Source organism: Saccharibacillus qingshengii (assembly GCF_013185195.1).
In the GTDB taxonomy this organism is placed as follows: domain Bacteria; phylum Bacillota; class Bacilli; order Paenibacillales; family Paenibacillaceae; genus Saccharibacillus; species Saccharibacillus qingshengii.
Map to the genome: position 1 here is coordinate 270,999 of NZ_JAAZWC010000003.1, position 14,595 is coordinate 285,593.

At 54.5% G+C, this 14,595-nt stretch carries 14 protein-coding genes; all 14 read left to right on the plus strand.

Features of this window, described 5'->3' with window-relative positions; translation table 11 throughout:
- Positions 1-23: 23 nt before the first annotated feature.
- The 14 genes from rnpM (at position 24) to dapA (ending at position 14,482) form a co-directional block, all read left to right on the plus strand.
- On the plus strand, positions 24-335 hold the full coding sequence (gene rnpM, locus HRQ60_RS04735; protein WP_172194482.1) for an RNase P modulator RnpM: 312 nt from the start codon (positions 24-26) through the stop codon (positions 333-335).
- Entirely contained in the window at positions 328-651 is a 324-nt protein-coding gene (locus tag HRQ60_RS04740; RefSeq protein ID WP_172194483.1) for a L7Ae/L30e/S12e/Gadd45 family ribosomal protein, read from the plus strand. Before rnpM ends, HRQ60_RS04740 begins: the two co-directional genes overlap by 8 nt.
- Positions 644-3,199: a translation initiation factor IF-2 gene (infB, locus tag HRQ60_RS04745; RefSeq protein ID WP_172194484.1), complete on the plus strand. Its 2,556-nt coding sequence runs from the start codon at positions 644-646 to the stop codon at positions 3,197-3,199. Before HRQ60_RS04740 ends, infB begins: the two co-directional genes overlap by 8 nt.
- A 17-nt stretch (positions 3,200-3,216) precedes the next feature.
- Complete coding sequence (gene rbfA / locus HRQ60_RS04750; protein ID WP_172194485.1) at positions 3,217-3,612, plus strand: 30S ribosome-binding factor RbfA; 396 nt, start codon at positions 3,217-3,219, stop codon at positions 3,610-3,612.
- Positions 3,599-4,576, plus strand: a complete 978-nt coding sequence (locus HRQ60_RS04755) for a DHH family phosphoesterase (protein WP_172194486.1) — start codon at positions 3,599-3,601, stop codon at positions 4,574-4,576. The genes rbfA and HRQ60_RS04755 overlap by 14 nt, the downstream gene beginning before the upstream one ends.
- Positions 4,573-5,487 carry a tRNA pseudouridine(55) synthase TruB gene (gene truB, locus HRQ60_RS04760; protein ID WP_172194487.1) on the plus strand — a complete coding sequence of 305 codons (915 nt, stop codon included), beginning with the start codon at positions 4,573-4,575 and terminating at the stop codon, positions 5,485-5,487. The genes HRQ60_RS04755 and truB overlap by 4 nt, the downstream gene beginning before the upstream one ends.
- Before the next feature lie 72 nt (positions 5,488-5,559).
- Positions 5,560-6,501, plus strand: a complete 942-nt coding sequence (locus HRQ60_RS04765) for a bifunctional riboflavin kinase/FAD synthetase (RefSeq protein ID WP_172194488.1) — start codon at positions 5,560-5,562, stop codon at positions 6,499-6,501.
- Positions 6,502-6,666: 165 nt separating this feature from the next.
- Positions 6,667-6,936: a 30S ribosomal protein S15 gene (rpsO, locus tag HRQ60_RS04770; RefSeq protein WP_141449440.1), complete on the plus strand. Its 270-nt coding sequence runs from the start codon at positions 6,667-6,669 to the stop codon at positions 6,934-6,936.
- Positions 6,937-7,085: 149 nt separating this feature from the next.
- Positions 7,086-9,188, plus strand: coding sequence for a polyribonucleotide nucleotidyltransferase (locus tag HRQ60_RS04775; protein ID WP_172194489.1), 2,103 nt, complete (start codon positions 7,086-7,088; stop codon positions 9,186-9,188).
- Between the two features lie 210 nt (positions 9,189-9,398).
- A complete protein-coding gene (locus HRQ60_RS04780) occupies positions 9,399-10,664 on the plus strand; it encodes a M16 family metallopeptidase (RefSeq protein WP_172194490.1) in 1,266 nt (421 codons plus the stop codon).
- On the plus strand, positions 10,636-11,088 hold the full coding sequence (gene dut / locus HRQ60_RS04785) for a dUTP diphosphatase (RefSeq protein WP_425501623.1): 453 nt from the start codon (positions 10,636-10,638) through the stop codon (positions 11,086-11,088). Before HRQ60_RS04780 ends, dut begins: the two co-directional genes overlap by 29 nt.
- A gap of 177 nt (positions 11,089-11,265) precedes the next feature.
- Positions 11,266-12,309, plus strand: a complete 1,044-nt coding sequence (locus tag HRQ60_RS04790) for an aspartate-semialdehyde dehydrogenase (RefSeq protein WP_172194492.1) — start codon at positions 11,266-11,268, stop codon at positions 12,307-12,309.
- A gap of 16 nt (positions 12,310-12,325) precedes the next feature.
- Entirely contained in the window at positions 12,326-13,546 is a 1,221-nt protein-coding gene (gene dapG / locus HRQ60_RS04795) for an aspartate kinase (protein ID WP_172194493.1), read from the plus strand.
- Positions 13,547-13,597: 51 nt separating this feature from the next.
- Positions 13,598-14,482, plus strand: a complete 885-nt coding sequence (gene dapA, locus HRQ60_RS04800) for a 4-hydroxy-tetrahydrodipicolinate synthase (protein ID WP_172194494.1) — start codon at positions 13,598-13,600, stop codon at positions 14,480-14,482.
- Positions 14,483-14,595 lie beyond the last annotated feature (113 nt).

Below are 14,595 nucleotides of genomic sequence, written 5' to 3' on the forward strand. Positions count from 1 at the left end.
CGGCGAAAGCGGGGGATTCAAACATGAAAACAAAAAAAGTGCCGCTGCGTAAATGCGTAGCGAGCCAGGAAATGCTGCCCAAAAAGGAATTGATCCGGGTCGTCCGTACACCGGAAGGCCGGATCGAGATCGATTTGACGGGCAAAAAATCCGGTAGAGGCGCTTATCTGCGTGCGGATGCGGACTGCTTCAAGCTTGCTCAGAAGAACAAGTCGCTCGACCGCGCGCTGAAACAGCAGGTACCGGCCGAAATTTACGAAGAGCTCGCCCGGGATTTTATCCGGGTCGAACAACAATTCCGGGAGTTACAGGAGAAAGAAGCAGACGATGAATAATGAGCTTTCGGGACTGGGGCTGGCCATGCGCGCCGGAAAGATGGTTACCGGAGACGAATTGGTCCTTAGAGCCATCCGGTCGCGCGAAGCCAAATTGATCGTTTTGGCCGGCGACGCCTCGTCCAACACCCAAAAGAAGTTTCGAGACAAGTGCGGAACGTACGGCGTTCCCCTGCTGATCGGTTTCGACCGAGAACGTCTCGGTGCAAGCATCGGCAAGCCGGAAAGACTCGTGTTTGCACTAACGGACCAGGGGTTCGCCGACATGATCCGCAGGAAACTGGGGACAACGTCGGAGGTGGAGTATATTGAGTAAACCAGAGAACAAAGTTCGGGTCTATGAATACGCCAAGTCGCTCGACATGAGCAGCAAAGAAATTATTACCATTTTGAAAAGACTCGAAATGCCGGTGAACAATCACATGAGTGTGATGGAACCGGAGGCGATCGGCAAAGTGGAACAATTTTTTCAAAAGATCAAGTCGAACGCCTCTAAACCGGCATCTCCAAGCAGTAAGCCGCAATCGAACGGTGATAGTCAAATAAAAAATTCACAAGAAAAGCAGGTAGGTATGAATAATAAACCTCAAACCCCAAACAGTAGTCAGTCGCAAAGTCAAGGCGGTAACCGTCCTCAGGGCACCCGCAGTTCTTCACCCGTAAGCGGAGGACAAAGTCGTCCTCAGAGCGGCGGAACAAGCCGTCCGGCTTCCGGCGGTCAAGGCCAACGTCCAAGCGGCGGCCCAAGCAGCCAAGGCAGCCGCACCGGCGGTCAAGGCACATCGAGTTCGCGTCCGGCAGGTACGGGAACAGGTCCTAGCACCGGTTCGCAAAACCGTCCTGCAGGCGCTTCTTCGCAAGGACGCAGCACCACTTCTTCGACCAGCAGCTACAGCGGCAATCGCAGCAGCGGCGGTGGTCAAGGCGGCCAAGGAGGCAACCGCAGCAGCGGCGGCCCGGGCGGACAGCGCAGCGGCGGTCAAGGCGGACGTCCAGGCGGTCAGCGCCGTTCCGACGACAGCCGTGGCGGATTCCGCGGTGGTCAAGGCGGACGTGGAGGCAAAGGCGGGCGCGGAGGCAATCGCAACCAGCCGCCAAGAGAAAAGATCGACAATACGCCGAAGAAAATCATTGTACGCGGTACAATGACTGTTGGCGAAACAGCCAAACTTCTGCATAAGGATGCTTCGGAAGTCATCAAGAAGCTGATCATGCTCGGAGTCATGGCAACGATCAACCAAGAACTCGATCTGGAAACGATCCAACTGCTCGCAGGCGATTTCGGCGTTGAAGTCGAGATCAAGATTCCGGTCGAAGACGATCGTTTCGAAACGCTTGAAGAAACCGACGAAGAGACGGATCTGCAAGAACGTCCTCCGGTCGTTACCATCATGGGTCACGTCGACCACGGTAAAACGACTCTGCTCGACGCGATTCGTTCGACGAACGTAACCGGCGGCGAAGCCGGCGGTATCACTCAACATATCGGCGCTTATCAAGTCGAAATTAACAACAAAAAAATTACTTTCCTCGATACACCGGGTCATGAAGCTTTCACAGCGATGCGTGCCCGTGGTGCCCAGGTTACCGATATGACGATTATCGTTGTAGCGGCCGACGACGGCGTTATGCCTCAGACGGTCGAAGCCGTTAACCACGCGAAAGCGGCGAACCTGCCGATCATCGTAGCGGTCAACAAAATCGACAAGCCGGGTGCCGATCCGGACCGCGTCAAGCAGGAACTGACCGAGTACGGCCTCGTTCCGGAAGAGTGGGGCGGCGACACGATCTTCGTCAACGTTTCCGCGAAGCAAAGAATGGGCCTTGAAGGCCTGCTTGAAATGATCTTGCTCGTAGCCGAAGTCAACGACTACAAAGCGAATCCGGACAAGCGTGCGCGCGGTACGGTCATCGAAGCCGAGCTGGATAAAGGCCGCGGACCGGTTGCTCGTATTCTCGTTCAGCACGGTACGCTCAAAGTGGGCGACGCCTTCGTAGCCGGTAACTGCTTCGGCCGTATCCGGGCGATGGTGAACGACAAAGGCCGCCGTCTGAAGGAAGTGGGCCCTTCGACTCCGGTCGAAATTACGGGTCTGACCGAAGTGCCGCAGGCGGGCGATCCGTTCATGGTCTTCGAAGACGAGCGCAAAGCGCGCAGCATCGCCGACAAGCGTTCGATTACGCAGCGCGAATCCGATATGGGCGCCAACACCCGCGTTACGCTTGACGATCTGTTCAAGCATATCAAGGACGGCGAGATCAAAGACCTTAACGTTATCATCAAAGGCGACGTACAGGGTTCGGTCGAAGCGCTCAAAGGATCGCTTGCTAAGATCGAAGTCGAAGGCGTTCGCGTCAAGATTATCCACAGCGGTGCCGGTGCCATTAACGAATCGGATATTATCCTTGCGGCGGCTTCCAATGCCATCGTGATCGGTTTCAACGTTCGCCCGGACAACCAGGCAGCGCTGACGGCCGAGCAGGAGAAAGTCGACATTCGTCTGCACCGCGTCATCTACAACGTAATCGAAGAAATCGAACAAGCCATGAAAGGCATGCTCGATCCGATCTTCAAAGAAACGGTCATCGGCCAAGCCGAAGTCCGCAGTACGTTCAAAGTTACCAAAGTCGGCGTAATCGCGGGCTCCATGGTTATCCAGGGCAAAATTGCGCGCAATGCGGAAGCTCGTCTGATCCGCGGCGGCATCGTGATCTACGAAGGCAAAATCGACTCCCTGAAGCGTTACAAAGACGACGCCAAAGAAGTAGCCCAAGGCTACGAGTGCGGGATTACGCTCGATTACAACGATATCAAAGAAGGCGACATCATCGAGGCATATGTGATGGAGGCCGTCGAGCGCTAAAAGGTGGGTGAAAACAAATGGCTAAGATCAGAGTAGGCCGTGTTGCGGAAGAAATCAAAAAGGAACTCAGCCAGCTTATCCAAAGCGAATTGAAAGATCCACGGATCGGATTTGTGACCGTCACCGATGTAGAGGTGACGGGCGATCTGTCCGAAGCAAACGTGTATCTGAGCATTCTGGGCGATGAAGAAGCGAAGCAGCAATCTTTGGCGGGAATCGCCAAAGCGACAGGTTTCCTTCGCAGCGAAATCGGAAAAAGAATCCGGCTGCGCCATACGCCAAGCTTGCTGTTCTATCTGGACGAGTCGATTGCCTACGGCAACAAGATCGAGACTCTTCTGGGACAAATCAAGACGAACGAACCGGAAAAAGCCAGTCCGGACAATAAAGGAGACGGCGATGCGGACGTATGAGCAGGAATTGATCGATGCGCGACGATTTATCGAAGAGCACGATGATTTCCTGGTCGTGGCGCACGTACAGCCCGACGGAGATGCAGTCAGTTCCACCCTTGCGGTGGGCTGGCTTCTCTCGCGTTTAGGCAAAACCTTCACGTTGATCAATGAAGGCCCTATTCCCCAGCGCATGATGTACATGAACGGAGCGGACCGAATTCTCAATATGAGTGTGACGGAGCGTACCCGGACCTACGGCAACGTGATCTGTGTGGATTGTGCGGACTTCAAACGGGTAGGTTTGGTCTCGGATTGGATGGAAGACGGAGCGAATATGCTCAATATCGATCATCATCCGACTAACGACGAATACGGAACCCAGACCCTGATCAAGGCGGATGCGGCTGCGACGGCAGAGATTTTGTACGATCTGCTGGCTTCATTCGAATTGGAATGGGACCGGGATCTTGCAGAAATGCTTTATACCGGTATTCTTACCGATACAGGCGGTTTTCGTTATTCCAGCACTTCGCCCAAAGTCATGCGGATCGCTTCGCATCTTCTGGAACTCGGAGTCAACGGACCCGATTTGGCGGATTCGCTGCTGGAGCAGCTGACCAAGCCGCAGTTCGATGTATTGACGCAGGCTCTCGCTACACTGAAGATGTCGAATGACGGAAAAGTGGCCTGGGTGCATGTGACACCGGAACATATGATGCAAACCGGAGCCTCCAATGAAGATCTGGAAGGTATCGTAAACTATCCGCGCAATATTCAGGGCGTTGAAGTGGGCGTTCTGTTCAAAGTGATCAATGGCGATGCGGTCAAAGCCAGTATGCGTTCGGCGGGCAAAGTAGACGTTGCTGCCATCGCCGCCGAGTTTGGCGGCGGCGGCCACGTCCGCGCGGCCGGCTGCCGTCTGGAAGGTTCGCTTGCGGAAGTGACCCAACGGGTAATTGCCAGAATCGGACAATCGCTATGAACGATTTCGACGGTGTGCTTCCGGTACACAAGCCGGCGGGAATGACTTCCCACGATGTCGTCTCCAAGTGCCGCAGACTGCTCCAGATGAAAAGGATCGGCCATACCGGGACGCTGGATCCTTCGGTGACCGGCGTACTTCCGCTTTGCCTGGGCCGCGCTACGCGGATGGTGGAGTATTTGCAGGAAATGCCCAAAGAATACCAGGCAGTCCTCAAATTCGGAATTGCGACCGATACCGAAGATCTGACAGGTACGGTGATCGAAGAGATGCCGAAGACCGGCATTACCGAAATGCAGGTCCGAGAAGCAATCAACGATTTTATCGGTCCGATCATGCAGACACCTCCGATGTACTCGGCGGTCAAAGTCGACGGTAAACGGCTGTACGAGTTGGCCCGGGAAGGCAAGACGGTTGAACGCAAAGCGCGCGAAGTCGTGATTCACGAGCTGGAAGTAACCGGTTTTGCCGCAGGCGACCAGCCCGAAGTGTCACTTCGCGTATTGTGTTCCAAAGGTACCTACATCCGTACGCTTTGCGTCGATCTCGGCGCCAAGCTGGGCGTGCCTTCGACAATGGCCCGCTTGGAGCGTACGCAGTCTGCCGGTCTTTCCCTCGACCGCTGCCTGACTTTTGAAGAAATTGCAGAGCGGGTAGAAGCGGGCACGCTTCAGGAAGTGCTGATTCGCGCCGATAAAGCGGCTTTGCATATGCCGGAGCATACGGTGGACGAACGTAAGATGATCAATGCGCTTCAAGGACAGAAACTTCCGGCTTGGGCAGTTCTGCCTTCGGCGGAAGGGCTTGATCGCGAATTCCGGCTGTATACGCCGGACGACCGCTTTATCGGGATTTACAGATGGGACGAAGAAGCCGGCAAAGTCGTTCCGGTCAAAGTCTTTCTTCCCTGAGCGCGCAGCGCTCGGGCGAAGAGAAGCAGTGATCCGGAACGGCGATCGGCGGAAAATGCAGGTGATCGAAAAGTGAAGACGGTAACGCTAACTTATCCTTTAACCGGGGTTGGAGAGTCCATCCCCGTCGGACGGCAGGTTATGGCGATCGGACAGTTTGACGGACTTCATCTGGGACATGTCAGCGTCATCCGGCGTGCATTGGAATTGGGGCGCAGCCTTGGGCTTCCGGTCGCGGTGCTGACGTTCCATCCCCATCCGAAAGACGTCATGGGCAAAGGCGACTACGAAGGCTATCTGACTCCGCTGCCGGACAAAGAGCGGATTCTGGAGCAGCTGGGTGTCGATTATCTGTATGTGGGCGAGTTTACGCCGGAATTCTCCAAAGTAACTCCGTCCGATTTTGTCAATCGGGTACTCATGCCTCTTGAAGTGGAAACGGCAGTCGTCGGATTCGATTTCCGTTTCGGTTTTCAAGGTGCAGGTACTTCGGAGAAGATCGCTCCGCTCAGCGGTGGAAAGATTTCGGTCGAGACCGTCGCTCCTTTTCTGCTGGAAGGCGAGAAGGTCGGCAGTTCCGGTATTCGCGCCGCGCTCAAAGCAGGCGATGCCGAGAAAGCCGCTCATTGGCTGGGCCGCCCTTATCGGGTTCGAGGTACGGTCGTAGGCGGTGACAAACGCGGTCGAACGATCGGCTTTCCGACAGCCAACGTCGATCCTTCCGGTCACTATGTCCTTCCGGCCAAAGGCGTATATGCCGTGCGTCTGGGCTTGGGAAGCGAAGTGCTGGATGGGGTGATGAACGTGGGAGTCAAACCTACGTTTACGGACGGCCATATCAAACCTACGTTCGAAACGCATCTGTTTGATTTCGACCGCAGTATCTATGGAGAAGAAGTGTGGATCGATCTGGTACGTTTTATCCGTTCCGAACGCAAGTTTGCGGGCATTGAAGAACTGGTGGCCCAAATTGCAAAAGACGCGGATGAAGCGCGGAACATTTTAAAAGGTTAATTTATTCCGATAAACCAACGGTTTACTTTTCAATAGAGTTTTGATATACTAAACTACGTTGCTTGCGCACGCGTAAGCTGCTTAACCATGGCTTGGTCTCTGGCTTTCACCGGCCGTTACGAGGCTATCGGGGATACTTTTAATGAAATTAGGAGGTGAATTAGGATGGCATTGACACAAGAACGCAAGAATCAACTGATCGAGGAGCACAGAACTCACGAATCCGATACGGGATCTCCTGAAGTTCAAGTTGCTGTCCTGACGGCCAACATTTTGAGCCTGACGGATCACCTGCGTACGCACAAGAAAGATCACCATTCGCGTCGTGGTCTTCTGAAAATGGTTGGACGGCGTCGTAGACTGCTGGCTTACCTGAAGAATAACGATGTTAGACGTTACAGCGCACTGATCGAAAAGCTCGGCCTGCGTCGCTAAAACTAAAAAGTCTTGCACAAGCAGCCTGGTTGTGAACCGTATGGTCTTTTTTGGAGCCGACGGCAGCAGCCGGGTTGTTTTTGTAATGAAGATTTTTCAATATTCTTATATACTTAGCATAGATTATAGATGTCCTGAGGAGGAATTTGATGGAACAGCAAGTAGAAATGCAGCTTGGGGGACGTACACTCACGCTCAAAACAGGCCGCTTGGCCAAACAAGCTAATGCCGCGGTTATGGTGCATTACGGAGAAACGGTCGTACTGTGTACGGTTACCGCTTCCACGCAGCCAAAAGACCTCGACTTTTTCCCTCTGACCGTAAACTATGAAGAAAGAATGTATGCGGTAGGCAAAATTCCCGGAGGATTCATCAAACGGGAAGGCCGTCCGAGCGAAAAAGCGATTCTGGCCTGCCGTCTGACCGACCGTCCGATTCGCCCTTTGTTCCCGGAAGGTTTCCGCAACGACGTTCAGATTCAAAATATCGTCATGAGCGTCGAACAGGACAACGAGCCGCAAATCGCAGCGATGATCGGCACTTCCGCTGCACTCAGCATCTCTGATGTGCCGTTTGACGGACCGATCGGCGGCGTAGCTGTCGGACGCGTAGACGGTCAATTCGTCGTGAACCCAACGCTTGCCCAGCAGGAAGTCAGCGATCTTTACCTCGTGGTTGCCGGCACCAAAGACGCCATCATGATGGTTGAAGCCGAAGGCAACGAAGTTCCGGAAGAAATCATGCTGGAAGCGATCATGTTCGGACACGATGCCGTCAAAGACATCGTTGCCGCAATCGAAGAACTCGTTCAAAAAGCGGGCAAGCCGAAAATGGAAGTCAAACTGCATGCTGTCGATGCCGAAGTGAACACGGCCGTACGTGCTTTTGCCGGCGATCGTTTGATCGAAGCTGTCCGCATCGCCGAAAAACATGCCCGCCAAGACGCGATCGACACGATCAGTGACGAGACGGTGGCTAGCTTTGTTGAGCAGTATCTGGAAACTCCGGACAAAATGGATGACGTAAAAGAAGTCCTGCACGATATCGTCAAAGAAGAAGTGCGCCGTCTGATTACGCATGACAAAGTCCGTCCGGACGGACGCGGCCTTGCCGAAATTCGTCCGATCAGTTCCGATGTGGCTCTGCTGCCGCGCGTTCACGGTTCGGGCCTCTTTACCCGCGGCCAAACGCAGGCACTCAGCATCTGTACGCTTGGCGTACTGGGCGATGCCCAAATGCTTGACGGCGTTGCACCGGAAGAAACCAAACGCTTTATGCACCATTACAACTTCCCTCCGTTCAGCGTAGGCGAAGCCCGTCCGCTGAGAGCGCCGGGCCGCCGCGAAATCGGACACGGAGCACTCGGAGAGCGCGCGTTGATGAAGGTTCTGCCTTCGGAGACCGAATTCCCGTACACGATCCGTCTCGTTTCGGAAGTACTGGAGTCAAACGGTTCCACTTCGCAGGCTAGTATCTGTGCCAGCACGCTGGCCATGATGGATGCGGGTGTGCCGCTCAAAGCGCCGGTTGCGGGCGTGGCGATGGGTCTGATCAAAGACGGCGAGCATATCTCGATCCTGTCCGATATTCAGGGCATGGAAGATCACCTCGGCGATATGGACTTCAAGGTTGCAGGAACAAAAGCCGGCGTAACGGCAATCCAGATGGATATCAAAATCGACGGCATCAGCCGCGAGATTTTGGCCGAAGCTTTGTCGCAGGCCCGTGAAGGCCGTATGCACATCCTTGAGCAGATGCTGCAGGCGATCCAGGAACCAAGAACGAAAATGTCGAAATACGCACCGAAGATCACGATCATCAACATCAAGCCGGAGAAGATCCGCGATGTAATCGGCGCAGGCGGTAAGATCATCAACAAGATCATCGAAGAAACCGGCGTCAAGATCGATATCGAGCAGGACGGCCGGGTGTTTATCGCTTCCAACGACGAAGACATGATCACCAAAGCGTCCGAGATCATTCAGGGGATCGTGCGTGAAGTGGTCGTCGGCGAAGTATATGAAGGCACTGTTAGACGGATCGAGAAATTCGGTGCGTTTGTGGAGCTTCTGCCAGGCAAAGACGGACTGGTACACATTTCGCAGCTTGCTGCGGAGCGCGTAGCCAAAGTCGAAGACGTTGTAGCGATCGGAGACAAGCTTCAGGTCAAAGTCACGGAAATCGACGGACAGGGCCGTGTGAATCTGTCGCACAAAATCCTGCTGACCGAAAGCGCGCCGGCAAAATCGTAAAACGACTTCTCTCATAAAAGTAGAAAAAAGAGACAGAATTCGCTTCTGGCTCTTTTTTTTGCATACGTCTCCGGCGGACACGGCCATAGGGGGAGGAAGAGCAAACATTCGGACTCGGTTGAGTGCAAGGCGAAAATTTGCTAGGATAGAATTTGCACGTTTATTTGAACCGGTACCTATCGACAGAGCGCACAGGAGGGGAATAAAGCTTTGGAAAAATATACATTAAGCAGTGGTCTTCGGGTAGTCGCCGAGCATATTCCGGGTTCGCGCTCCGTTTCTTTCGGCATCTGGGTCAAAAACGGATCGCGCAACGAGACGGAAGCCGATAACGGGATTTCGCATTTTATCGAGCACATGCTGTTCAAAGGCACGGACCGTTATGATGCGAGAGCGATTGCGGAGCAGTTCGACGCGATCGGAGGCAACGTGAACGCTTTTACATCCAAAGAATACACAAGCTATTATGCAAAAGTGCTGGATGAACACCTGCCGATCGCGATGGATATCCTGTCCGACATGTTCTTCAATTCGAAATTCGATCCGGAAGAACTGGCACGGGAGAAAAATGTGATTTTTGAAGAAATCTCGATGTATTTGGACGACCCTGACGATCTCGTACATGATTTGATCGTCGAAGCGGCTTACGAAGGTCATCCGTTGGCGATGCCGATTCTCGGAACGCAGGAGCATCTGGCTTCTATGTCTTCCGAAGATCTGCAGCGATTCCTTCGCGAACGTTATACGGTCGACAATACGATTGTGGCTATAGCCGGCAATCTCGGAGAAGATGTGCGCGCCATGCTCGAACAGCATTTCGGTTCGTTCGATCGCCGCGGGACCGAATCTCCGATTACGGTTCCGTCCTTCGGAGGCGGACTGGTCTACCGGAAAAAGAAAACCGAACAAAATCATATCTGCCTCGCTTTTCAAGGATTCGGTTATGACGATCCGAGGCAGTATGCCATGGCACTGCTGAACAATTCGATCGGCGGAGGCATGAGTTCCAAGCTGTTCCAGGAAATCCGGGAAAAAAGAGGTCTGGCTTATTCCGTGTATTCGTATCACAGCGCGCATATCGACAGCGGCTATTTTACGATTTATGCGGGTACGGCGCCCAAACAAACCGCCGATGTGCTCAAGCTGACCAGTGAAGTGTTGAACGACGTCCGGGCCAACGGGTTGAGCGAGTCTGAAATCCATAAAGGCAAGCAGCAGCTCAAGGGCAGTCTGATCATGGGGCTCGAAGGCAGCGGAAGCCAGATGAACCGTCTGGGCAAAAACGAGCTGATGCTCGGGCGCCACGAGACGCTCGACGAGACGATTGCCAAGATCGAAGCCGTAACCGAGGCCGACGTCCGCCTTGCACTCGATCATTTATTTGCCAAACCGTTCGCCGTTTCGATGGTCGGGAACTCGGACCGGGCAATCAACGCATTGAGGAGAGATGAACTTGTCCCATCTGATACAAATTAAACGGTTAGCGGGTCATGAAGACCTGGCGATTCCGCGCAAAATGACCGAACTTGCCGCAGGTTACGATCTGCACGCCGCCGTCCTCGAGCCGATGGTGCTTGAACCGATGCAGCGCGTACTTGTGCCGACAGGCCTTGCGATCGCTATGCCCGGCGGGCTGGAAGCACAGATTCGTCCGCGCAGCGGACTGGCCTTCAAACATGGCATTACGTGCCTGAATACGCCGGGAACGATCGACGCGGACTACCGGGGCGAGATCAAGGTACTTTTGATCAACCTCGGCCAAGAGCCGTTTACGATCGCGCGCGGGGAACGGATTGCGCAGATGGTATTCCACGAAGTGCCGGAGACGGAACTTGCCGAAGTCGAAGAGCTGTCCGAGACCGTTCGCGGCAGCGGAGGCTTCGGCCACACCGGCAGATAATGCGCTTTTTGCGGAAAGCCGCGGCCTCTTCGCTTCGAAGAAAGCCGCGGGTTTTTTTTGTTTCGGAACGTTGACATCGGATGTATTCGTCTTGCATTTTGCCTGGATACAAACTATGATATTCACAATGCGAACCTTGATGTTTAGCGATTTTGCCCTATAAAAGGAGAGACCCAGATGTCGAATGAAACGTTTAACGTAGCCGTAGTCGGCGCAACCGGCGCGGTCGGCGAACAAATCCTCAGACTGCTTGAAGAACGCAATTTCCCCGTCAAAACCTTGAAACTGCTGTCGTCCGCGAGAAGCGCCGGAAGCAAGCTTTCGTTCAAGGGACAAGACGTTATCGTCGAAGAAGCCAAGCCGGAAAGCTTTGAAGGCGTGCAGATTGCGCTCTTCAGTGCGGGCGGAGACGTCAGCAAGGCACTCGTGCCTGAAGCGATCAAACGCGGTACGGTATGTATCGACAATACAAGCGCGTTCCGTATGGATCCGACCGCTCCGCTGGTCGTTCCGGAAGTGAACGAGGAGAAGATTTTCGAGCACAACGGCGTAATCGCCAATCCGAACTGCTCGACGATCCAGATGGTTGCCGCACTCAAACCGCTGCAGGATCGCTATGGCCTTAAACGGATCATCGTTTCGACGTATCAGGCGGTGTCGGGTTCGGGTGCCAAAGCGATTGCCGAACTGAACCGCCAGACCCGTGCCATTGTGAACGGCGAACCGGTCAATCCCGATGTACTGCCTGTGGCTTCGCTGCCGGTAAAGCATCAGATTGCTTTTAACGCCGTGCCGCAGATCGACAAGTTTACGGACAACGGATTTACTTATGAAGAAATGAAAATGATCAACGAAACCAAAAAAATCATGGGCGACGAGTCGCTTCAAGTGACGGCAACCTGTGTGCGTATTCCGGTTGTCTACGGACATTCGGAATCGGTATATGTCGAATTGGGTTCGGAATACGACCTGCAGGAAGTTCGCGAACTGCTGGAAAATGCCCCTGGCCTTACCGTGATCGACGATCCGGCCAATCAGGCCTATCCGCTGGCTACCGAAGCCGCCGGCAAAAACGATGTATTCGTGGGCCGTCTGCGCCGCGATCTCGATTCGCCGACGGGTCTGAACCTGTGGATCGTCTCCGACAATCTGCTCAAAGGCGCGGCGTGGAACGCTGTGCAAATCGCGGAAATTATTGCGGCTCGTTCGCAGCAGGCATAAACGAAAGGAAGAGACCATGGCTATTCGGGTTCAAAAATTCGGCGGAACGTCGCTGTCTTCGGAAGAAGCAAGAGTGCACGTCGTCCGTCATATCCAGCGCGAGCTGGCTGCCGGTTATCAGTTGGTCGTCGTCGTTTCCGCAATGGGGCGCAGCGGCGATCCTTACGCGACCGACACGCTTCTGGGCTGGGCGGCGGGAACAAGCGGCAAATCGCTTCCCGCCAAAGAGAAGGATTTGCTGATGGGCTGCGGAGAAATTATTTCCGCGGCTACCCTATGCGGCATTTTGCATCAAGAAGGGATCGACGCAACCGTTCTGACGGGTGCGCAGGCCGGATTTATGACGGATAGTCATTTCGGCAACGCGCGGATTCTGGAGATGCGTCCGGAACGGGTACTGCGCGAGCTTCAGGACCACAGTGTCGTGATCGTCACCGGTTTCCAGGGACAAAACGAATACGGAGATCTCACTACCCTCGGCAGAGGCGGCAGCGATACGTCGGCGACGGCGCTTGGCGCTGCCCTGCATGCAGAGATCGTGGATATCTATACGGATGTGAACGGTATTCTGACCGCCGATCCGCGTTTGGTGGAAGACGCCAAACCTCTTGAAGTGGTCAGCTATACGGAAATTTGCAATATGGCGTATCAGGGTGCGAAAGTCATTCATCCGCGCGCCGTGGAAATTGCCATGCAGGCGCAAATTCCGGTCCGGGTACGTTCGACCTTTTCCGAAGAAGAAGGCACTCTCGTTACGCATCCGGAAAACTTTGCGGACGTGTCGGCAGGTGTGATCGACCGCTTCGTGACCGGTATTGCCTATGTGAGCAGCGTGACGCAGATTACGGTCGAGCAGCCGGATCCAAGCGGACAGCTGTCTCTGAACGTGTTCAAGGCGATGGCCGAAAACGCGATCAGCGTCGACTTTATCAATGTAACGCCGGTCGGTGCCGTTTATACGGTATTCGACTCCGAAGCGGAACGCGCGCTGGCTGCCCTACGGGCTATCGGGTATGAACCGCGCGCTTTGGGAGGCTGTGCCAAAGTATCCGTCATCGGCGGAGGCATTAACGGAGTTCCGGGAATTATGTCGCATATCGTCGAAGCACTGACGCTGCAGAACGTGCAGATCCTTCAATCGGCGGACTCGAATACGACAATTTGGGTTCTGGTCAAAAAGGACGATATGGTCAAAGCGCTCAAAGCGCTGCATGCCCGTTTCGAGCTGCACCGTTAATCCGGACCCGGACAGCGCCTATCAAAGAGCACGAAGAAGGAGAGAATGAAAATGGATTTCGGACGACTGATAACCGCCATGGTCACTCCTTTTGACGAGCAGGGAGAAGTGGCTTGGACGCAGGTTCCCCCTCTGATCGATATGCTGATCGAGCGGCAGCGGACACAGTCGATCGTCGTGTTCGGCACGACGGGCGAATCGCCGACATTGAGCGACGAAGAAAAAATAAAGCTGCTGGATCTTGCGGTGCGTCATGCGGCGGGACGCTGCAGCATCATTGCGGGAACCGGCAGCAACGACACGAAACACAGCATCGAACTGACACGGGAAGCGGAAAAAGCCGGAGCCGACGGAGTCCTTCTGGTCGTCCCTTATTACAACCGGCCGAACCAGGACGGCTTGTACGCGCACTTTGCGGCTGTTGCCCAGGCGACCAAGCTTCCGGTTATGCTGTACAATGTGCCGAGTCGGACGGCGTCGAATCTGGAAGCGGAAACCACGCTTCGTCTGGCACAGCTGCCGAACGTGGTGGCTGTCAAGGAATGCGGTCCGACCGAGCAGGTCGCTTATATCGCGGCGAATGCGCCCGAAGGATTCCGCGTCTACTCCGGCGACGATACGGCTTCGCTGTCGGCTCTGTCCGTCGGGGCCTACGGGATCGTCAGCGTAGCCAGCCATGTGGTAGGGGCCCGGATGAGCGAGATGCTTGCGGCGCATGCCGGAGGAGAAGCGGATCAAGCGGCGGCGGTGTACCATTCGCTGCTGCCTGTATTCAAAGGACTTTTCGCCTGTCCGCATCCGGTACCGAATCCGGTAGCCGTCAAATACGCTCTTCAATTAAGAGGCTTCGAGGTCGGCGGGGTAAGACTTCCGCTGGTCGAAGCGGCAGAAGACGAGAAGCGGTATATCGAACGGTTTATGGCCGACTTCGACTGAATAGGAATAAAAGCATACAAAAAAGCGCTGTTTCTTCAAAAGAAACAGCGCTTTTTTGTATGCCCAAAAGGCTTGGGAATCAACGATTGAACGGCTCGGCCGGCAGGGTGGAA